This is a genomic window from Aliiglaciecola lipolytica (assembly GCF_018860635.1).
In the GTDB taxonomy this organism is placed as follows: Bacteria; Pseudomonadota; Gammaproteobacteria; order Enterobacterales; family Alteromonadaceae; genus Aliiglaciecola; species Aliiglaciecola lipolytica_A.
The window spans coordinates 531070-551182 of the sequence record NZ_JAHKPT010000035.1 but is presented as its reverse complement, the minus strand read 5'-3'; the positions used below and the strand labels follow the sequence as shown (position 1 = coordinate 551182).

The 20113-nt window shown below is 40.1% G+C and carries 21 protein-coding genes; 12 read left to right on the top strand and 9 right to left on the bottom strand.

The window, feature by feature from the left end:
• The first annotated feature begins 126 nt into the window (after nucleotides 1-126).
• Nucleotides 127-402 carry a hypothetical protein gene (locus tag KO530_RS20390; protein ID WP_216050288.1) on the top strand — a complete coding sequence of 92 codons (276 nt, stop codon included), beginning with the start codon at nucleotides 127-129 and terminating at the stop codon, nucleotides 400-402.
• 17 nt (nucleotides 403-419) lie between these two features.
• Here the strand turns inward: KO530_RS20390 and kdsA are convergent, their stop codons facing one another.
• The 7 genes from kdsA to hemA all read right to left on the bottom strand — a co-directional run bounded on the left by kdsA (nucleotide 420) and on the right by hemA (nucleotide 8113).
• Nucleotides 420-1271: a 3-deoxy-8-phosphooctulonate synthase gene (gene kdsA, locus KO530_RS20385; RefSeq protein WP_216050287.1), complete on the bottom strand. Its 852-nt coding sequence runs from the start codon at nucleotides 1269-1271 to the stop codon at nucleotides 420-422.
• Nucleotides 1272-1468: 197 nt separating this feature from the next.
• Nucleotides 1469-2284: a SirB1 family protein gene (locus tag KO530_RS20380; RefSeq protein WP_216050286.1), complete on the bottom strand. Its 816-nt coding sequence runs from the start codon at nucleotides 2282-2284 to the stop codon at nucleotides 1469-1471.
• Nucleotides 2285-2365: 81 nt separating this feature from the next.
• On the bottom strand, nucleotides 2366-2737 hold the full coding sequence (locus KO530_RS20375) for a SirB2 family protein (RefSeq protein WP_252729378.1): 372 nt from the start codon (nucleotides 2735-2737) through the stop codon (nucleotides 2366-2368).
• A 195-nt stretch (nucleotides 2738-2932) separates the two neighbouring features.
• Nucleotides 2933-4483, bottom strand: coding sequence for a DUF3369 domain-containing protein (locus KO530_RS20370; RefSeq protein WP_216050283.1), 1551 nt, complete (start codon nucleotides 4481-4483; stop codon nucleotides 2933-2935).
• Nucleotides 4484-4900: 417 nt separating this feature from the next.
• Complete coding sequence (prmC, locus tag KO530_RS20365) at nucleotides 4901-5761, bottom strand: peptide chain release factor N(5)-glutamine methyltransferase (RefSeq protein WP_216050282.1); 861 nt, start codon at nucleotides 5759-5761, stop codon at nucleotides 4901-4903.
• Entirely contained in the window at nucleotides 5751-6839 is a 1089-nt protein-coding gene (gene prfA / locus KO530_RS20360) for a peptide chain release factor 1 (protein WP_216050281.1), read from the bottom strand. The genes prmC and prfA overlap by 11 nt, the downstream gene beginning before the upstream one ends.
• Nucleotides 6836-8113, bottom strand: coding sequence for a glutamyl-tRNA reductase (hemA, locus tag KO530_RS20355; RefSeq protein ID WP_216050280.1), 1278 nt, complete (start codon nucleotides 8111-8113; stop codon nucleotides 6836-6838). Before hemA ends, prfA begins: the two co-directional genes overlap by 4 nt.
• 188 nt (nucleotides 8114-8301) lie before the next feature.
• On the opposite strand from hemA, the gene lolB reads away from it, so the two are divergent.
• The 4 genes from lolB to KO530_RS20335 all read left to right on the top strand — a co-directional run bounded on the left by lolB (nucleotide 8302) and on the right by KO530_RS20335 (nucleotide 11385).
• Nucleotides 8302-8910 carry a lipoprotein insertase outer membrane protein LolB gene (lolB, locus tag KO530_RS20350; protein ID WP_216050279.1) on the top strand — a complete coding sequence of 203 codons (609 nt, stop codon included), beginning with the start codon at nucleotides 8302-8304 and terminating at the stop codon, nucleotides 8908-8910.
• Nucleotides 8907-9779, top strand: coding sequence for a 4-(cytidine 5'-diphospho)-2-C-methyl-D-erythritol kinase (ispE, locus tag KO530_RS20345; protein WP_216050278.1), 873 nt, complete (start codon nucleotides 8907-8909; stop codon nucleotides 9777-9779). Before lolB ends, ispE begins: the two co-directional genes overlap by 4 nt.
• A gap of 106 nt (nucleotides 9780-9885) precedes the next feature.
• Nucleotides 9886-10833 (top strand): ribose-phosphate pyrophosphokinase, encoded by a 948-nt coding sequence (locus KO530_RS20340; protein WP_216050277.1) that lies wholly within the window; start codon nucleotides 9886-9888, stop codon nucleotides 10831-10833.
• Nucleotides 10834-10977: 144 nt separating this feature from the next.
• Nucleotides 10978-11385 (top strand): hypothetical protein, encoded by a 408-nt coding sequence (locus KO530_RS20335; protein WP_216050276.1) that lies wholly within the window; start codon nucleotides 10978-10980, stop codon nucleotides 11383-11385.
• An 80-nt stretch (nucleotides 11386-11465) separates the two neighbouring features.
• Here the strand turns inward: KO530_RS20335 and KO530_RS20330 are convergent, their stop codons facing one another.
• On the bottom strand, nucleotides 11466-12842 hold the full coding sequence (locus KO530_RS20330; RefSeq protein WP_216050275.1) for an amidohydrolase family protein: 1377 nt from the start codon (nucleotides 12840-12842) through the stop codon (nucleotides 11466-11468).
• 232 nt (nucleotides 12843-13074) lie between these two features.
• On the opposite strand from KO530_RS20330, the gene KO530_RS20325 reads away from it, so the two are divergent.
• The 3 genes from KO530_RS20325 to ychF are packed head-to-tail and all read left to right on the top strand — an operon-like array spanning nucleotide 13075 to nucleotide 15446.
• Nucleotides 13075-13716, top strand: coding sequence for a 50S ribosomal protein L25/general stress protein Ctc (locus KO530_RS20325; protein ID WP_216050274.1), 642 nt, complete (start codon nucleotides 13075-13077; stop codon nucleotides 13714-13716).
• Nucleotides 13717-13721: 5 nt separating this feature from the next.
• Nucleotides 13722-14306: an aminoacyl-tRNA hydrolase gene (gene pth / locus KO530_RS20320; protein WP_216050273.1), complete on the top strand. Its 585-nt coding sequence runs from the start codon at nucleotides 13722-13724 to the stop codon at nucleotides 14304-14306.
• Nucleotides 14307-14354: 48 nt separating this feature from the next.
• On the top strand, nucleotides 14355-15446 hold the full coding sequence (gene ychF / locus KO530_RS20315) for a redox-regulated ATPase YchF (protein ID WP_216050272.1): 1092 nt from the start codon (nucleotides 14355-14357) through the stop codon (nucleotides 15444-15446).
• 69 nt (nucleotides 15447-15515) lie between these two features.
• Here ychF and KO530_RS20310 read toward each other — a convergent pair whose 3' ends face one another.
• Nucleotides 15516-15965, bottom strand: coding sequence for a GNAT family N-acetyltransferase (locus KO530_RS20310; protein WP_216050271.1), 450 nt, complete (start codon nucleotides 15963-15965; stop codon nucleotides 15516-15518).
• A gap of 159 nt (nucleotides 15966-16124) precedes the next feature.
• On the opposite strand from KO530_RS20310, the gene putP reads away from it, so the two are divergent.
• From putP to cysQ, 4 genes are all read left to right on the top strand, one after another.
• The gene (gene putP / locus KO530_RS20305; protein ID WP_216050270.1) at nucleotides 16125-17636 is read left to right on the top strand and encodes a sodium/proline symporter PutP; all 1512 of its coding nucleotides are present in this window, start codon (nucleotides 16125-16127) and stop codon (nucleotides 17634-17636) included.
• Nucleotides 17637-17815: 179 nt separating this feature from the next.
• Nucleotides 17816-18730 (top strand): sulfate adenylyltransferase subunit CysD, encoded by a 915-nt coding sequence (gene cysD / locus KO530_RS20300; RefSeq protein ID WP_216050269.1) that lies wholly within the window; start codon nucleotides 17816-17818, stop codon nucleotides 18728-18730.
• Nucleotides 18730-19326: an adenylyl-sulfate kinase gene (cysC, locus tag KO530_RS20295; protein WP_216050268.1), complete on the top strand. Its 597-nt coding sequence runs from the start codon at nucleotides 18730-18732 to the stop codon at nucleotides 19324-19326. The genes cysD and cysC overlap by 1 nt, the downstream gene beginning before the upstream one ends.
• Nucleotides 19326-20111, top strand: coding sequence for a 3'(2'),5'-bisphosphate nucleotidase CysQ (gene cysQ, locus KO530_RS20290; protein ID WP_216050267.1), 786 nt, complete (start codon nucleotides 19326-19328; stop codon nucleotides 20109-20111). Before cysC ends, cysQ begins: the two co-directional genes overlap by 1 nt.
• The last annotated feature ends 2 nt before the right edge of the window (nucleotides 20112-20113 follow it).

The window sequence follows — 20113 nt, the reverse complement described above, 5'->3', positions numbered from 1 at the left end:
ACGTTATTGTATAAAATAGCTCCAAGTTAAAATTTTATGTATATAAAACATTAACTTATTTGTACGTTTTTGTTAAATAAATATAGCAAAAATGATAATGTTAAATGAAAATAATTTAGAGAAAATATGAAAAACTTAAAATATCTTACAATTGCGATCGCTTTAAACGCCAGTGCTATCAGTTTTGCTAGCGCTAATGAAACAACTGAAATGGGCTTGTCACTAGCAACAACCATTGACGCTTTACTTCAACAAAACTTGGAAGACTTGCAACCATTGAACTCAATTGAAGCTTCTAAACTTTTGTTAGGATCTAATGCTGCCAAAAAAGAACTACAAAAATTTATAGTTGAAATTGAAGAAACTTCAAGTGTAAACAACACGGCGAAACTAACTGAATAAGTTCGCCGTTACGGCTATTAGTTAGCGCTAGTATCTAAAGGTTCAAAACTTTTAACCAATTCATCTAGCTGTTTCATTTGTAGTAAATAAGGTTCTAATTTATCCAACTTTAATGCACAAGGTCCATCACATTTAGCTTGATTTGGCTCTGGGTGAGCTTCAATAAATAATCCAGCGAGACCAAGTGACATGCCGCTACGAGCCAACTGAGCCGCTTGCGCTCTGCGACCATCGGCAGAATCAGAACGTCCACCAGGCTTTTGAAGAGCATGGGTTGCATCAAAAATAACAGGTGCATAATCTTTCATTTCATCCATACCAAGCATATCAACTACGAGATTGTTATAGCCATAACAAGAACCCCGTTCACATAATATTACTTTGTCATTGCCCGCTTCCAAAAACTTATTAATGATATGACGCATTTCATGGGCCGCTAAAAACTGTGGTTTTTTAACGTTAATGACGGCATTGGTTTGAGCCATTGCAACGACTAGGTCTGTTTGACGTGCTAAAAATGCAGGTAGCTGAATAACATCTACAATTTCAGCAACTGGTTGCGCCTGATGAGGTTCATGAACGTCTGTAATCAGCGGCACATCAAAGGTGTTTTTAATTTCTTCAAAAATCTTTAAGCCTTCTTCCATTCCAGGGCCACGATAAGAATGAACCGATGAACGATTGGCCTTATCAAAAGAAGCCTTAAAAACATAAGGGATATTTAATCGAGTTGTTACTTCTTTGTAGTGTTCTGCTATCCGCATTGCCAGATCACGAGATTCTAGTACGTTCATACCGCCAAACAATACAAAAGGTTTGTCATTCGCAACGTCTACATTGCCTACCGAAATAGATTGTTGATTATTCACTTAAATTGCTTCTCTATAGCTGAATTTATTACATAAGTTAGTGCTATAGTAGGAATATTAAAGTGCGGAGTAAAGGAAATTTGTCGGTGGCACGAGTAAGCAAATTGAGATTAATGTTTAGCGAGTTTTGCGCTGCTTTGGTTAACGTGTCTATAAATTACAGATATCAAATCGCGCCATTGAAGTTGCATAAAAATTTAGTGTAAAACCACAGTCAAAGCGCTTTCCCAATGCCGCATTTGCATTTTTAGTAGTTGCGCGGAAGGGTCTTGAGGACAACGTTTTATGAAAAACTGGTAATCGGCTTTCGCCACTTGAGGACACTCTAACTGATGAAGTAAAAAACCACGATCACGGCGTTCGTAAGGGTCATCAGGACAAAGTTCAATTAGCAAATCCACCGCGCGAAGTGCCATTTGGTAATTTTCTTCTCGGATATAAGACGCTTTTAAATTATGTAATAACCTAACCAATATTTCTTCTGTAGAGGCAACATTGAGTGTGTCTGAGGGCATTTCCTCATCTTCTGTTTCACCTACGATACTAAAATATAACGCTTCTAACTCTTGCCATTTAATAGTGTTGCCATTAAGTGGATCGATAAAGCGTAAACGCTTTTCCTGACTTTGAAAACGAATTAAAAAATGCCCAGGAAAGTTAACCCCTGCCACATTGAATCCAAGTTGATTGGCGATAGCAGAAAAAACAATGGATAGGGTGACGGGAATCCCAGTGTGATAGTCAATAACTTGGTCTACTAAACTATACTTGGCATTAAAAAAATTGTTTTCATCGCCGCTAAATGCCAATTGAGTATAGAAACCGTCGATTAGTTGTTGAAACCTTTCCAGTTCCGACCCATTAGAATCGATATGTTTTGCGACTTGTTTGGCTAGTACAGTAATTTGCGCAACGTACTTAAGTACGTTGATGCTGTTTCCAAATTGTTGAGTTAATAATAAACTCGCCAACAAAGAGTCTTTCTCATTGATAGCATGGTGTAAGGCTTTCACAGTATCCTCTAACAATTTGACATTATGTGTTGTTATCGGGTTAGCGTAGTGAAACCTTAACACTTATCCATGATCTATTTGTTAAAAGCCAATAAGTGCTTGTTTACTAACCGCTAAGTTAGCAGCCAACATTAAACACACAATAGCGAGGGTAAAACCACCCCATTGTTTTATCGCTGAATCAGCAAATTTTAGTACGTAAAACCCTAGTCCAATATAGGCGATAACCAGAACGATTTTTTGCCACAACCAAGGATGTTGGATAGGATTAAAAGGTACGATAAAACATAGAGTTATAGCAGTAACCAGCAACAGGGTATCAATTACATGCGGTACTATTTTCACCCATTTTTTATGTAACAATGTTGAATTACGCTGTAACCATACAAATCGTAAAATAAATAAAATAATGCTTAATGCCACTGCAGTAAGGTGAAGATGTTTGGTCATCATGTACATAAAACGCCCTTCTAATTATTATGTTTTTCAGTTGGAAAATTTGCACCTCAATATAAAGGAAGACTTTTGAGGCGGCCAACACTTTATACTAGACCAGTAGTCAAATCGAGAAGCCTTTGATTATTTTTTTGATAAGCAGCGTTCCCCGTAAGCTTGCTTGTATTAACGTTTGAAACTGGCGATTATTGATTAAACAGGATCAGGGTATTGCTGTTGTATATTCTCTATTTTCTCGATATTTTCGAGTAAAATGTCGACCAGTTTAGGTTCAAACTGTTTTCCTCGCGCCTCTTTGAAGGTATCTAGCACTTTATCCAACGGCCAAGCCTCTTTGTAATTGAGTTTACTACGCAGGGTATCATAAACATCAGCAATGGCCGTAATCCGACTAAAAATATGGATTTTTTCACCCTTCAAACCTCGAGGGTAGCCATTGCCATCCCAATGTTCATGGTGATCGCGAGCGACTTGGGCTGCTGACTGAATAATTTTGCGACGAGAATCTTTCAACAAATCATAGCCGATTTGAGCGTGCCGTTTGGCAGCCTCTTTTTCTAAGTCATTGAGCGGACCCGGTTTACCTAATATATCGGTTGGAACTTTCAATTTTCCGACATCATGCAATGGCACAGCTAAGGCGAGCATTTCAATTTGTGTCTCAGATAAACCATACTCTTTGGAGAGCAGTTTACACATTTCAACCATCCTTTGAATGTGCTTTCCAACGCTAAACTGTTTTTCCATAGCATCGCCCAAACGTTCGATTATTTCTCGTTGGGAGTCTTCAATATCTTTTGTGAGAAGCACGTTATCAAAAGCTATTTGGACATTATTACTGAATATTTCCAGAAGCTTTTTATCATAGCAATTCATTGCTCTGGGAATACCAGATAAATACAACAGGGATCCATTAGTATGTTTACCCTGACAATAGGCTGCAACGTATTCATCGCCATAAACCAGTGATTTTTCTTTCAATGCTTTTCTACAGGCAACAAGCTCATCCCCGGTTACAACATCTTCTAACAACGCTCCTTCTTGTCCATGGTACTCTCCTTTTCCAGAGAACACGTAAAACTCCTTAGGCTCGAATACATCAATTGGATTAGGGGCGGCAATGGCTGAAGTGATATAAGCAGCATCCTTTGTTCCTCCAAGTAGCGAAGATAGCTGTTGAATAATACCTTCGATAAAATTTTCTAAGGAACGAATAGAAAATAAATTTGCAGAAGCGGATATGATTTTTTCTAAACCTTGCCGATTCTCTTCAATTACCATGATATCTCGATATGAGCGAAGAGCTGCGATTACCACAGTGAACAATTTCTGAGCTGTAAGTTCGGTTTTCGATTTATAATCATTAATATCGTAATTTAGAATCACATCACGCTCTGGTGCTTGCCCGGGCTGCCCTGTGCGTAAAATGATACGAGTGAAATTGTTGTGAAGCTCGTTACGTACATATTGGGCAACGTCTAAACCGGCTTCATCTGTTTCCATTACAACATCTAACAACACAACCGCAATATCATCATGCTGCTGGAAAAGTTCTTTAGCTTCTTTCCCGCTGTATGCGCTAATAAAGCGAAGGCCTTTTTCCTGAAAAACAAAATCGTTCAATGCAAGCTTGGTAACCGCATGAACCTCAGGTTCATCGTCAACTATAAGGACTTTCCATACACCTTTCTGAACTTCAATTTTTTCGTCTGTGTCTTCAGCAAACAGAAACATATCAGACATAGCATAACCTCATAGATAAATATCCGAGACAATCTACCATTTAGAAACTACTTGAGCCACAGAAATTTAATACCTCAAAAACAACAGGCTTAACCTAACAAATTCATCGAACCTCATACACTTTCAAGTAGTTTTGCCCTGCCGTTTAATCAGGACACCCACCTTTAATTCATATGACATAAAATCTGGTCAGCATAGGTTTAAACATGGCTGTCTTTGTTGTTAGTTTTGCCCAGCACTTTATCCAGGACACCCACCCTTTAATTCACATGACATAAAATCTGGTCAGAATAGGTTTAAGCATGGGTGTCTTTGTTGTTAGGTTTAAGCATGGGTGTCTTTGTTGTTATCTTTGTTGTTATTTTGCGTATTTACTAGAAAGCTGAAGTGAGATAGGTCAGTTGACGTGTAATAGAATTAGCGTTTTTGAGCTGCACTTATACGGGGTTGGTTATTCAGGTCTTTTTTATGAAATATATTTATATATTGATAGTGAGCAAATAGTTTACCGATAGCCTCAGATTGATTGTATCCATGTTCAATAAGCAGCCAACCCCCTGCTTCTAGATACTGAAGTGATTGCTTAATGATTATTTTAATGTCATCTAAACCATCTTTTCCAGAAGTTAAAGCAGATACAGGCTCAAAACGCACATCACCTTGTGAAAGGTATTGGCTGTCACTTTCAACATAAGGCGGATTACTAACAATCAAGTCAAAAGTGTTAGCGCCTAATTCACTAAACCAACTACTGTGCAGAAATTTGACATGAGACAATTGATTGGCAACTGCGTTGCGCTTTGCTAAAGCGACTGCATCTTCAATGACATCCACACCTAAAACATCCCATTCAGGCTTTTCTTGAGCTAAAGACAATGCAATAGCCCCTGTACCTGTGCCCAAATCTAGTACTTTTGCCTTTTGATTTAAGGGTAATTGCAACGCTTGTTCAACCAATAATTCAGTTTCAGGGCGCGGAATCAGCGTATCAGGTGTCACCTCTAGACTTAGTGTCCAGAAATTTCGTTTACCAATTAAATGTGCTACTGGATGACCTAGCTTGCGCTTACAAACCAATTGCTGAAAACGTGATTGGGCGCTCTCATCAACGATTTGATCTGGCCAAGTCATCAGGTAAGTCGTTGATTTTCCGATGCAGTAAGCTAGTAACAATCTAGCATCCGTTTTCGGACTTTCGCCCTCTGACAGATGCTGATAGGCCCAATTCAACAGTTCTGAAACGCAGGAACCTGCAGTCAAATTTGGATTAGTTTCCATCAGACAAAGAGGCTAACAGGTCAGCCTGATGCTCCTGTCTAATTGGCTCCAGCAACGCATTCACATCGCCGGCAATTACGTCATCCAATTTGTACAAGGTTAAATTGATTCTATGGTCGGTCACTCGGCCTTGGGGAAAATTATAAGTACGAATGCGCTCAGAGCGATCCCCACTCCCAACCAAGTTTCTGCGGGTCGAAGCTTCTTCTGCAGCGCGTTTATCGTCCTCGATTTGATTCAATCTAGATTGCAGTACAGACATAGCTTTAGCACGGTTTTTGTGCTGAGAACGTTCATCCTGACATTCGACTACAACGCCTGTAGGTATGTGAGTTAGACGAATTGCAGAGTCTGTTTTGTTGACGTGCTGTCCTCCCGCCCCCGATGCCCGGAACGTATCAATTCTTAGGTCTGAAGGATTAATTTCAATTGCTTCAGATTCTGGTATTTCAGGCAATACTGCAACAGTACAAGCAGAGGTATGAATTCGGCCTTGAGATTCCGTTTCAGGAACCCGTTGAACTCGATGTCCACCGGATTCAAATTTCATGATTCCATAGACGCCGTCGCCGATAATATTCGCAACCACCTCTTTGTAACCACCGTGCTCACCTTCGTTTGCATTGATAAGCTCTACGCGCCAGCCTTGTGTCTCAGCATAACGGCTATACATCCTAAACAAATCACCAGCAAAAATAGCGGCTTCATCTCCACCAGCCCCCGCCCTGATTTCCAAGAAGCAATTGCTATCGTCATTAGGATCTCTTGGCAGCAATAATATTTGTAAGTCATTTTCTAAACTTTCGATTTTCGACTTAGCTTCTTTATACTCTTCTTGTGCCATCTCGCGCATTTCTGCATCATCTTCTTGCATCATTTCTTGCGCAGATTTTAAGTCTTCCTGGGCTTGCTGATAAAGCTTAAAGGTTTTAACAACACTTTCTAATTGAGAATATTCTTTAGATAACGCGCGGAATTTATTTTGATCAGCAATAATTTCTGCATTACTTAACAACGCCTGAACTTCTTCAAATCGTTCGATAAGGGTTTCTAATTTACTGACTACTGAATCTTTCATGATTTTCCTGTTTGTTCTTTTTCGACATCCAGACCCAATGTTTGCCTGAGCAATGACAATGTATCTTGGTCTTGTTCTGATGCAGCACGGCTCAGCGCTTTGGTTGGCGCGTGTAGTAACGCATTGGTCAGTTTATTTGATAATTCTATCACGACTTCTTGCGGATCTTTGCCTTCGGCCAATTGGCTTAGAGCACGTTGTTGTAATTTAACTTTAACGTCATTATTTTGCTGACGAAATAATTTCAATGAATCAATCGATTCTAGTGAGTTTTGCCAATTAAAATAGACCTGAGCCTGTTCTCTTATGATCAACTCAGCTTCGTCGGCAGCTTGTTGGCGACTGGCCAAATTCTGTTCAACAATATGTTGCAAATCATCAACCGAATACAAATAGGCATCATCTAAATCTGCGACTTCGGTTTCTATATCTCTAGGTACCGCAAGGTCCACGAAGAAGATAGGCTTATGTTTACGGTCTTTTAGCGCACTTTCTACCATCCCCTTACCGATAATGGGCAAAGTACTTGCAGTAGAACTAATGACAATATCGGCTTCATGCAAAACATTGGGAATTTGCGCAAGTGTAATAACGTTAGCGTTTATTTGCTCTGCTAATTCTTTACCACGGCTTAATGTCCGGTTGGCAACGGTAATCTTATTCACACCATTATTGGTCAGATGTTTAGCAACCAATTCTATTGTTTCACCAGCCCCTATTAACAAAACTTTGGTTTTTGATAATGAAGAGAATATCTGTTTTGATAACTGCACAGCAGCAAAAGCAACGGAAACCGCATTAGCACCAATGTCTGTCTCTGTTCGAACTTTCTTTGCCACCGAGAAAGTATGTTGGAATAACTTTTCAAGTTGACTATTCACTGCGCCATAATTTTTGGCGCTCGTATACGCTTGTTTTACCTGCCCTAGAATCTGCGGCTCACCCAATACTAAAGAATCTAAACCACTGGCGACTCGCAAAATGTGCTGGATAGCCTCTTGTTCTTCAAGCAGATAACTATGGCAAATAAGTTCGTTGGTATCTAAATTATGAAAGTTAGCAAGCCACTTGATCAGCTTATCGCCTAACGAATGTTCAGTTGATATATAAATTTCAGTTCGATTGCAGGTAGATAGAATTACTGATTCTTCAGCACCTAAATGCTCTCGCAAAGAGGCAAGCGCTTCCACCATGGATTCCACAGGAAAGGCAACTTTCTCGCGTAAAACCACAGGGGCCGTTTTGTGATTAATTCCTACAGCAATCAGTGTCATTGAGAAATGCTAGTCAACCGTGCAATATTATTGGGAGCGGCATTGTACGCAAAAGCCAAAAGTATTGAAAGTAGTGGAGCTTCTGTGTTCCCATATAAAATAACAATCCAACTCAATTTTAGCTGTTTTTTATCAGAAGTCTTAATTAACGCATAAAAAATCATCTAAATCTCAATTTGGCACTTTGCATGAAATCGATTTTTGTCATATCTGCTTGTTTGACCATACTGTTATTATCAGGTTGTGTAACATCGACTAGAATTAATCAAAGTATCGATAGCGAACGTCATCAACACCAGCTTTCAGATTTAACCCATTGGAAAATCAAAGGGCGCTTAGCATTCAAAAGTGAAGAAGATAAAGTTAGTGCTTACATGAATTGGCAGCAGCAACTAACTCAACTTGATTTACAATTAAATACCTTTATAGGTACCAGCATTTTAAAAATGCAAAGTGGTGATAACTACGCAAAATTAGAAGTTGATGACCAAACCTTCACCGATACTGACCCCAATAAATTGATTTTACGGGTAACAGGTTGGAATATTCCGGTAGAAAAGCTCGGACTTTGGGTAAAAGGACAACATACAAAAAATGATAACGTGGTGTACGATGAGTACGGTTTAGTCAGTAAGTTAGAAGCTAAATGCAAAAAATGCGTGCCTTGGACGTTAACTTATTCTGACTACAAAAAAGTGGAAGAACTTTGGTTACCCCATGCTATTGAGCTGACCAACACGCAAAATACCGCGAATCAAATTAAAATTAAAATATCTTCTTGGCAGAGAATGCAATGATACAGAGCCCGCTCCCTCAACATTGGTGGCCTAGCCCCGCCAAATTAAACCTTTTTTTGCACATCAATGGACAAAATGAAAAAGGTTATCATTTATTGCAAACATTATTTCAATTAGTGGATATTGGTGATCAATTAGCGTTTGAAGTCACTGATGACGGCGCCATTAGCATAAAAAGCGAACTAGAAGGTGTAGCCCAAGAAGATAATTTAATCTACAAAGCAGCCAAACAATTACAGCAACTTTCAGGCTCAACTTTAGGTTGCAATATCTGGTTAGATAAGCAGCTTCCAATGGGAGGTGGCATTGGCGGAGGTTCGTCCAATGCGGCAACAACCTTGGTTGCGCTCAATGCATTGTGGAAAACGAAATTATCAGAATCGCAATTAGCTGACATCGGATTAACCCTAGGTGCCGATGTCCCTATATTCATCTATGGCAAAACCGCTTTTGCAGAGGGTGTGGGAGAAAAAATCACAGCAACTGAGCTTCCTTCGAAATTTTATCTGATTGTTTTTCCAAATTGTCACGTGTCCACTGCGGAAATTTTTGCGGCGGATGATTTAATCCGAAATTCAGCTAAAATAGCCTGGCAAGATTACGAATTTACGAAAACTCGCAATGATTGCCAAAAATTAGTCTGTGATCGCTATCCTAAAGTTGCAAATTTATTACGTCAGTTGTTAGAATACGCGCCGTCGAGAATGACAGGGACAGGAGCGTGCTTATTTTCTGTTTTTGACACTTTCGAACAAGCTGAGCAGGTTAAACGAATCTTGCCTGAAGATTGTCAGGCGTTTGTCGCAAAAGGTATTAATACATCACCCTTACATGAGTATTTAGCTATACTGCAATTAACCTCGGCTTAACTGCTGACAAACGCAATCTAGACTAAGCTCGCGGCAACCCTGAAACGCGATGAATCAATGTAGCCCATTGGTTACCCTTAACACTTTCGCACTGAGGAAATTTCTTGTGCCGGACATGAAGCTTTTCGCTGGTAATGCAGTACCAGAACTCGCCCAAAAAGTAGCAGATAGACTTTATACTAAACTTGGCCACGCTAGTGTGGGCCGCTTCAGTGATGGTGAAATAAGCGTCGAAATCCATGAGAATGTACGTGGTTCTGACGTTTTTATCATTCAATCAACTTGTGCCCCAACTAACGATAACCTAATGGAATTGATCGTGATGATCGACGCACTTCGTCGCGCATCAGCAGGTCGTATAACCGCTGTAATTCCATATTTTGGCTATGCACGTCAAGATCGACGAGTTCGCTCGGCGCGTGTTCCTATTACCGCAAAGGTAGTGGCTGATTTCTTATCGAACGTGGGTGTTGACCGCGTATTAACCATCGACTTGCATGCAGAACAAATTCAAGGTTTCTTCGATGTGCCAGTAGATAACGCATTTGGAACACCGATTTTGCTAGACGATATGCGTCGTCGTGATTTTCATAATCCAGTAGTAGTTTCGCCAGACATCGGTGGTGTAGTAAGAGCCCGAGCAATGGCAAAACTGCTTAATGACACAGATTTGGCGATTATTGATAAACGTCGTCCCAAAGCTAATGTCGCACAAGTTATGCATATCATTGGTGATGTAAACGATCGAGATTGTATCATTGTCGATGATATGATCGACACTGGCGGTACATTAGGTAAAGCAGCTGAAGCACTAAAAGCTCACGGTGCAAGAAACGTGTATGCCTATGCAACTCATGCGATCTTCTCTGGTAATGCAGTGGAAAATATTCAAAACTCAGTGATTGATGAAATTATCATCACCGATAGTATTCCACTTGCTGATGACATAAAAGCTTTGAGCCGTGTCAAACAACTAACCTTGTCCAACATGTTAGCTGAAGCAATTCGTCGAGTGAGTAATGAAGAATCCATTTCAGCGATGTTCGAGTACTAATTTCTAACAGTACACGAGATTGATTAAAAGCCGTTTGATTGTAAAATCAAACGGCTTTTTTATGCACTTTTATAAAATGTAATTGTCAAAGTATCGTGTTATACATGGTTATATATTGTACAAAATAATATTGATGGGATAAAAATGAATAAGTTACTGTGTCTATTTTCGATAATATTTTTTGTGGGTTGTTCAGGTACTGATACTGCCGATACCAGCGTGTCTGCAGCGGCTCAAGCAAAACCGGCTGTAGAATTGAAAAAAGCGAACAACAGTGAAGCCACACAAGAGGAAACAGAAATGCTCACTATTACTGGCACCATTGTTTATAAAGGTATGGAAGGTGGATTTTTTGGCTTAGACGCAAATGATGGCAAAAAATACATGCCCAGAGGAATGAACAAAGAACTATTGCAAAATGGCATGGTTGTCGAAGTAAAAGGCTATGTTTTAACTGATGTACTAACGTTTCAACAATATGGTGAAGTACTCAAAGTAGTAGAAGCTATTGAAATTGATAGAAGTAAAGTTAAGCAAAAAGACGCTTGGTGAGCCCTCTCTCGTCTTGTATAAAAAATTGAGCCCGAACAATGTCGGGCTCTCGAACCATATTAATCTATTTGAACATGAGATTAATCTAAATTTTTCTCTACCGGCACACCTTCTGATTTATAAACCACACCACCTTTCATCACAAAGTCGACCCGCTGTAATAAATTAATGTAACGTAAAACATCTCCGTGAACCGCAATAATATCGGCATCTTTACCCGCTGAAACCGTACCCGTTTTTTCATGGACCCCCATCATAACTGCGGGCCAATAAGTTGCTGCACGAATCGTATCCATAGCACTTATATTCATTTCATCTACCCATACTGCCATTTCATTCCAGGTACTTTGACAATGAAACTTCGCCGGAATACCACTATCTGTGCCAACTAGAAAAACCACACCCGCGTCTTTCAATTGCGCGATCTTGCGTTTCAACGTAGGTTTACGTAGCGGTGTCAGTTGCATGTAGTCCAGTTGCCCTACATGTTCTAACGATCCTTTGATATCAGTAATTGTGTCTTCCTTGAGTCCACGCTTCCAACATTGGCTGTCTAATTTTTCAGGATTGGCAACAGTGGCAGGATAATTCCACAAACCTTCAACGGTGGGTGTCCAAAATAAAGGTCCGCCCGCTACTCGACCGGTTGCAGTGCGCTCTTTTAGCATTTTTACAATATCTTCGGGATACTCAGGAGAGGTTGTTAGTCCAGTATGTTCAAAATTATCGACTCCGATTTCAAGACCGCGTCTAATTTCATTCGGTCTATGGGAATGCGCGATAACTTTAAGGCCTCTTTTATGCGCTTGATCGACAATAGCTTGGGCTTCTTCTAATTCCATTTTATCCTGATCAATTAATTTAATGATGTTCATACCTGCATCAGCTAATTTATTAACTTTTTGCTTTGCATCACGCACCCCATTGATGCCCCAACGAAACTGTTCCGTTCCTGGGTAGGCTTCATGTTGTAAGAACGGCCCTGACACATATAAGTTAGGACCAGGAATAGTGCCATCTTCAATTCGTTTTTTAACGCTTATGGTGTCATCTAAAGGTGCTCCTAAATCTCGAGCACTCGTGATCCCCGCGAGCAATAGTTGCACAGCACTCGCGGGCATAATTTCATCAGCCAAACGGTTTATGTAAGCTTTATCCCAATGCACATAGTCTGAGTGACCATTGAGCATTAAATGAGCATGGTTTTCCCACAGACCAGGTAACACATCCATCCCTTCGGTGGAAACAATTTGATACCCCTTAGGCACAGGTAAAGTATCAACTGTGCCTACTTGTTGAATAATTCCATCTTTGATTAAAATGACGCTATTCGCTATAGGTTGGTGCCCAAACCCATCAATTAAGCGTCCACCAACTAACGCTGTTTGCTCAGCAAAAACGCTGAAATTGATTAAACTGGCACACAATATTACGACCCAAGATTTAAGATGATTCATTCAAACTATTTCCTATATTGAGAATAACTAAAAAGCTAATCTATCCTATATCCACAAGTGATACAAAATCTTAGACAGCTAGTTAAATAAAGTACCAAGTGCTTGTTAAGTATGCACTCGAGTGGTAGACTTCCGCGCCCGTTTTCAATGGGTAGCGAGGTAATACTTGCATTTATGTAGTTTCTGGTCGCAAGAAACTACAAAATTTAATTTTTTAATTTGGAGTTCCAAAATGTCTGATGCAATTTTCAACTTGGATGCAGAAGTTCGTTCTGACTTGGGGAAAGGTGCGAGCCGCCGCCTACGTCGTGAAGACAAAGTCCCTGCTATCCTTTACGGTGCTGGTAAAGACCCAGTATCTCTAACACTAGCTCATAACAAAGTAATTCAAGCGCAAGAATTCGAAGCTTTTTATAGCCACGTTCTTACTCTTAACATTGCTGGTGAAAAAGTAGACGCGCTTGTTAAAGATATGCAACGTCACCCTTTCAAACCAAAAGTTACACACATAGATTTCTTGCGTGTTGATAAAAATAAAGAAGTTACAACCAATGTACCTCTTCATTTCATCAACGAAGATAAAGCGGAAGCAATTAAAACTGAAGGCGGTCACGCAGAACATCACATGAATGATGTTGAAGTAACATGTTTACCTGGCGTACTTCCAGAATTCATCGAAGTTAACTTAGAGTCTGTTGGTCTAGGTGAAACTGTTCACTTGTCTGACCTTGTGCTTCCTGAAGGTGTAGTTTTAGTTGAGCTTGCTAAAGGTGAGTCTCATGACTTGGCTGTAGCAACAATTAAAACAGCTAAAGGACCAAGCGCAGAAGAAGCTGAAGAAGGCGATTCTGAAGAAGCTGCATCTGAGGAATAAGTTGCTTGTCTGACATTCAACTTATTGTGGGCCTGGGAAATCCAGGCCCCGAATATCAAAATACCCGTCACAATGCCGGTACATGGTTTGTTGAAGCACTGGCAAAACAATTTGGGTGCACGCTCAAATTGGAAAATAAATTTTTTGGATATACTGGCCGCATTACTTATGCTGGACAGGATATTAGATTACTGATCCCTACCACCTATATGAATAAAAGTGGTCAGGCAGTTTCAGCTCTAAGCAGTTTTTATCGAATCCCCCCTGAAAATATGTTGGTTGCATTTGATGAGCTTGATTTACCACCCGGTATTGTAAAATTCAAGGTTGGCGGCAGTTCCAGTCAAAATGGGATCAGGGATATAGTTTCAAAACTGGGAAACTTTAAAGACTTTTTACGCTTACGTATTGGCATTGGTCATCCAGGTGATAAATCCAGAGTTACCGGCCATGTGTTAGGAAAAGCGTCAAAACAAGATCAAGAAAAAATCGATGCCGCAATAGACGAAGCATTGCGTTGTACCGAAATATTGTTAAAGGATGATTTAAAAAAGGCAATGAATCGCCTTCATTCATTCAAAGTAGAATAACAGCATACGCCGGATTATCTGAGCGCCAAATAGTTTAAGGAACACCAAATGGGTTTTAAATGTGGAATAGTTGGTTTGCCCAACGTCGGAAAATCAACGTTGTTCAATGCATTAACAAAAGCTGGCATAGAAGCGGCTAATTTTCCGTTTTGTACGATTGAACCCAATACAGGTGTTGTACCTGTGCCAGATGAAAGACTGACTGCACTATCTGAGATCGTTAAACCGCAACGCGTCATTCCTACCACAATGGAATTTGTTGATATTGCAGGATTGGTCGCTGGTGCTTCTAAAGGCGAAGGTTTAGGTAATAAGTTTCTCGCAAACATTCGCGAAACAGATGCCATAGGACATGTTGTTCGTTGTTTTGAAAATGACAACATCGTGCATGTTGCAGGTAAAGTTGATCCACAAGATGACATTGAAGTTATCAACACTGAATTGGCCTTGGCTGATTTAGAAACGGTTGAAAAAGCACTACTTAGAGTTGCCAAAAAAGCTAAAAGTGGTGATTCTGATGCAAAATTCGAAATAAAAGTATTGGAAAAGATTAAGCCAGCATTGGATGAAGGAACTTTACTTCGCGGTGTGGCGCTAGAAAAAGAAGAACTAGCCGCAATTAGCTACATGAACTTACTGACGCTTAAACCGACAATGTATGTAGCAAACGTTAACGAAGATGGGTTTGAGAATAATCCTTATCTGGACAAAGTTCGCGCTATTGCTGAAAAAGAAAATGCAGTAGTTGTAGCAGTATGCGCAGAAATTGAATCTGAAATAGCAGAGTTAGATGAAGAAGAAAAAGCAGAATTTATGGATGAATTGGGTTTAACAGAACCCGGCTTAAACCGAGTCATTCGTGCGGGCTACAACTTATTGACCTTACAAACTTACTTTACTGCTGGAGTTCAAGAAGTAAGAGCTTGGACTTTCCCTGAAGGCTCAACTGCACCACAAGCTGCCGGTAAAATCCATACAGACTTTGAAAAAGGTTTTATTCGAGCTGAAATAATTGGTTACGACAACTTCGTAGAATTTAAAGGTGAGCAAGGAGCCAAAGACGCCGGTAAATGGCGTTTGGAAGGCAAAGACTACATTGTGAAAGACGGTGATGTTATTCACTTCCGCTTTAACGTCTAACTTGTAGTGTTCGACAATTTGATATTTGAAGAGGCCCATTAATTGGGTCTTTTTTATTTCCCATGCGAGCTATTTAAAAGAGAGAAACATATCCACATGATCGATACCGCCATCATCGTATAGCTCACTTTTTATTTCAAATCCCCACTTTTTATAAAACGCAATAACATCTACCTGAGCCGATAATAAAAGCCCTTCAACCTTCGTATCTTGTTGGAAATATTCAATAATTTCATCCATCATTTGAGCTGCTAATCTTTGACCACGAGCATGGCTGTCTACAACAACTCGTTCTATTTTCCCGATAACCGATGCTTCGCCAACAATCCGTAATCGTGAATAAGCCAACAATTGCTGCTTCTGTGAATAGACACATAAGTGTTTGGATAGTTGATCCAGATTATCAATATCGTCATAAAAACTTTTTTGTTCTAAAACAAAAACGTTCTGGCGTAAACGCAAAATTTGATAAAGCTGATTCGGGCTTAATTGCTCAAATGCATAAAAACAATAATTCATAAAACTAAGAATTCTCGATGCCTTAATATTAGTCGTTGCACTAGGTCAACTGTAATAATATTTTTACGGCTTAGATGGATGCCCCTAGTATGCCACCGCTATGCTTGTTAGCATAGATCAACTCATACAGAGATAAATATTAAAAACAAAGGATTTTCAATGGAATTAGGTACACTCATATCACTTACCGTGTATTTTATCGTGATGCTTGGTATAGGCCTTTACGCCTTCAGAGAGTCCACATCCGACATGACAGAATACATGCTCGGTGGTAGGACGTTAAGCCCTAAAGTGACAGCCTTATCTGCAGGTGCGTCAGACATGAGTGGTTGGATGTTAATGGGAGTTCCTGGCGCAATGTACGTATCCGGACTATCGAGTATCTGGATCGCGGCAGGATTAACCATAGGTGCTTTCCTGAATTATATTTTGGTTGCTCCAAGGCTTAGGGTTTACACTGAAGTGGCTAATAATTCTATTACCCTACCCGACTATTTTGAAAACCGATTCGAAGACAAAAGCCGCTTACTCCGAGTTATTTCCTCCGTCGTGATTATTATATTTTTTACCCTTTATACCTCCAGCGGTGTCGTTGCTGGCGGCAAGCTATTTGAATCCTCTTTTGGTTTAACATACGAAACCGGTCTTTATGTGACAGCCGGTGTGGTGGTTGCGTATACCTTATTTGGTGGTTTCTTAGCGGTGAGCATGACTGACTTTGTGCAAGGCTGCATAATGTTTGTGTCTCTTATTATGGTTCCCTTAGTTGTGTTGTTTGAAGTGGGCAGTATAGGCGAAGTCACCCAACAGATATCGAGTGTTAGTGAGAATATGATGAGTTTGTGGGTAGATGCATCAACTGGACAGGCACTCTCGGCCATCGGCATCATTTCGTTACTTGCTTGGGGACTCGGTTATTTTGGACAGCCACACATAATTGTAAGATTTATGGCTATTCGACATGTCAAAGACATGAAAGTAGCGAGACGGATTGGCATGAGTTGGATGATCGTCTCTTTGGCAGGCGCAGTTGCAACGGGTTTGTTCGGTTTAGCCTATATGACTAAAACCCAAGGAAATATTGAAGATCCTGAAACTATTTTTATTGTGTTATCACAATTGTTATTTAACCCATTTGTCGGCGGTTTTTTACTCGCAGCAATTCTAGCCGCAATTATGAGTACCATTTCATCGCAGCTACTGGTGACCTCAAGCTCATTGACGGGTGATTTTTATCAAGCATTTTTACGTCGTGGAGCCAGTCAAAAAGAGTTGGTCATGGTAGGTCGTATATCGGTGGCTTTAGTCGCTTTTGTAGCGGTAATGCTTGCGTATGACCGAGATAGCACAGTCCTCACATTAGTTAGTAACGCATGGGCTGGTTTTGGTGCGGCTTTTGGACCATTGGTTATCATTAGTTTGTACTGGAAGCGCATGACATTTGCTGGTGCATTAGCTGGTATGATTACCGGTGCAGTAACGGTACTCATTTGGGTTTTTGCAGACTTAACGATTAATGGACAGGCATTGAGCGATGTCATTTACGAAATAGTACCTGGGTTTATTGTAAGTTGTATCTTTACTGTGGGTGTCAGTCTTATGACAGCCAAGCCTACAGCAACTATTTGCCAGACATTCGATAGCGTTGACCGTGAATTAGAAGATTTGTAAAAAACGGCGAAAAAACACAGAGGCAAACAAGCTATTAACAAGTTGTTTACCTTTGCTTTTTTTAAACGATTTTGTTGCTAAATATAGTAAATGGTCATACCTATTCTGCTCTAAAGTATGTTATTGTTCTATGCATATAAGTATTTTGTCTAACGCTCGAATTTACGTGGAAATAAAACATGACTAACTCTATTCCGTCAGTGACTCATTTGAAACAGCTTGAGGCTGAAAGTATTCATATTTTCAGAGAAGTTGCTGCAGAATTCGATAACCCAGTAATGCTCTATTCAGTAGGAAAAGACTCTTCGGTCTTATTACACTTAGCCCGCAAAGCTTTTGCCCCAGGTAAAATTCCTTTTCCTTTATTACATGTCGACACCACTTGGAAATTCCACGAAATGATCGAATTCCGTGACAAGATGGCTAAGAAGCATGATTTAGATTTGCTAGTTCATATCAACCAAGAAGGTATCGATATGGGCGTAGGTCCGTTTTCCCACGGTAGTGCCAAGCATACCGATATAATGAAAACGGCTGGATTAAAACAAGCTCTGAACAAATATAAATTTGATGCCGCTTTCGGTGGGGCTCGTCGCGATGAAGAGAAGTCTCGTGCTAAAGAAAGAGTCTACTCTTTCCGTGATGATAACCATCGTTGGGATCCAAAAAATCAACGTCCAGAATTGTGGAATATCTATAATTCGCAAATCAATAAAGGGGAAAGTATTCGTGTATTCCCTATGTCTAACTGGACTGAGTTAGATATCTGGCAATATATTTACCTAGAAAATATTGAAATCCCTTCACTATACTTAGCCAAACCCAGACCTGTTGTTGAAAGAGATGGGGTTTTGTTTATGGTTGACGACGATCGTATGCCTTTAGAAGAGGGTGAAGTACCGCAAATGCGTTCAGTTAGATTTAGAACCTTAGGCTGTTATCCACTAACGGGTGCTGTCGAATCTACAGCGGATACCTTACCTGAAGTCATCCAAGAAATGTTGTTAACTAAAACTTCAGAGCGTCAAGGAAGGGTTATAGATCATGACTCTTCAGGTTCAATGGAGAAGAAAAAGATGGAAGGATATTTCTAATGGCTAACAACATCGTATGGCATCAACATGATGTCGACAAGCAACGCAGAGCCAAAGCAAAAGCACAAAAACCATCAGTAATTTGGTTAACAGGTCTTAGTGGCTCTGGCAAATCTACTATTGCTAATTTATTAGAAAAGAAACTAGCTGAAGCCAGCAAGCATACTTATTTGCTTGATGGTGACAATGTTCGTCACGGTTTGTGTGGCGACCTAGGTTTTAGCGACTCTGATAGAGTTGAAAACATACGCCGAATCAGCGAAGTGGCTAAACTTTTTGTAGATTCAGGATTAATCGTACTCACAGCGTTCATTTCGCCATTCAAAGCGGACAGAGATTTTTGTCGTAGTTTGCTGGCCGAAGGGGAATTTATCGAAGTGTTTGTCGATACTCCCTTAGAAGTTTGCGAGCAACGAGACCCAAAAGGACTTTATCAAAAAGCTCGTCAGGGCGATATTAAAGACTTTACGGGAATTGATTCCACCTACGAAACACCAGAGAATCCAGAAATTCATTTAACATTTTCAGGACAAAGCGCAGAAGAATCTGCTGAGTTATTGTTTAAAATGTTACAGGAAAAAGGATTTTTAGACTGATGTTTGACCATGCTCTCGCAACGCAAGTCGCTGAAATAACCCATAAAGCAGGGACAGCCATACTTGAAATATATAAAAAAGATTTCGCTATTTACGAAAAGTCTGATGAAAGTCCTTTGACCGAAGCAGATTTAGCCGCACATCACATCATTGTGGATGGACTCAAAGCGATTTCGGAACTGCCTATTTTATCAGAAGAGTCTGCCAGTATTGACTGGAAAACTAGACAAACCTGGGATGATTACTGGCTGGTTGACCCACTAGATGGCACTAAAGAATTCGTAAAGAAAAACGGTGAGTTTACCGTTAACATCGCTTTAATTAGTAACGGAAAGCCTGTTTTAGGCGTAGTTTATGCCCCAGTACTAAATGCCACTTATGTTGGTGTTAGTGAACTAGGCGCATATAAGATAGATGGTGGAGAAATTAACGATATTAGCGTTAAACCACATCAAGATGGCGAAACCTGGCAAGTCGTAGGTAGCCGTTCACACCAAAGCCCTGAAATTAAATCATTACTGGATTCTCTGCCTGGCCAGACAGAATTAGTAGCAATGGGAAGTTCACTTAAACTGTGTTTGGTTGCTGAAGGCAAGGCTCACCTATATCCTCGATTAGGTCCAACATCTGAATGGGATACAGGTGCAGCACAAGCTGTAGTTGAAGCTGCTGGCGGTAAAGTTACCGTTATCAATTCAGACAACCCATTGGATCCTGATGCCCCAGCGTTACGTTACAATCAAAAAGATTCTGTATTAAACCCTTATTTTTTGGTGAGTTGCTAAAA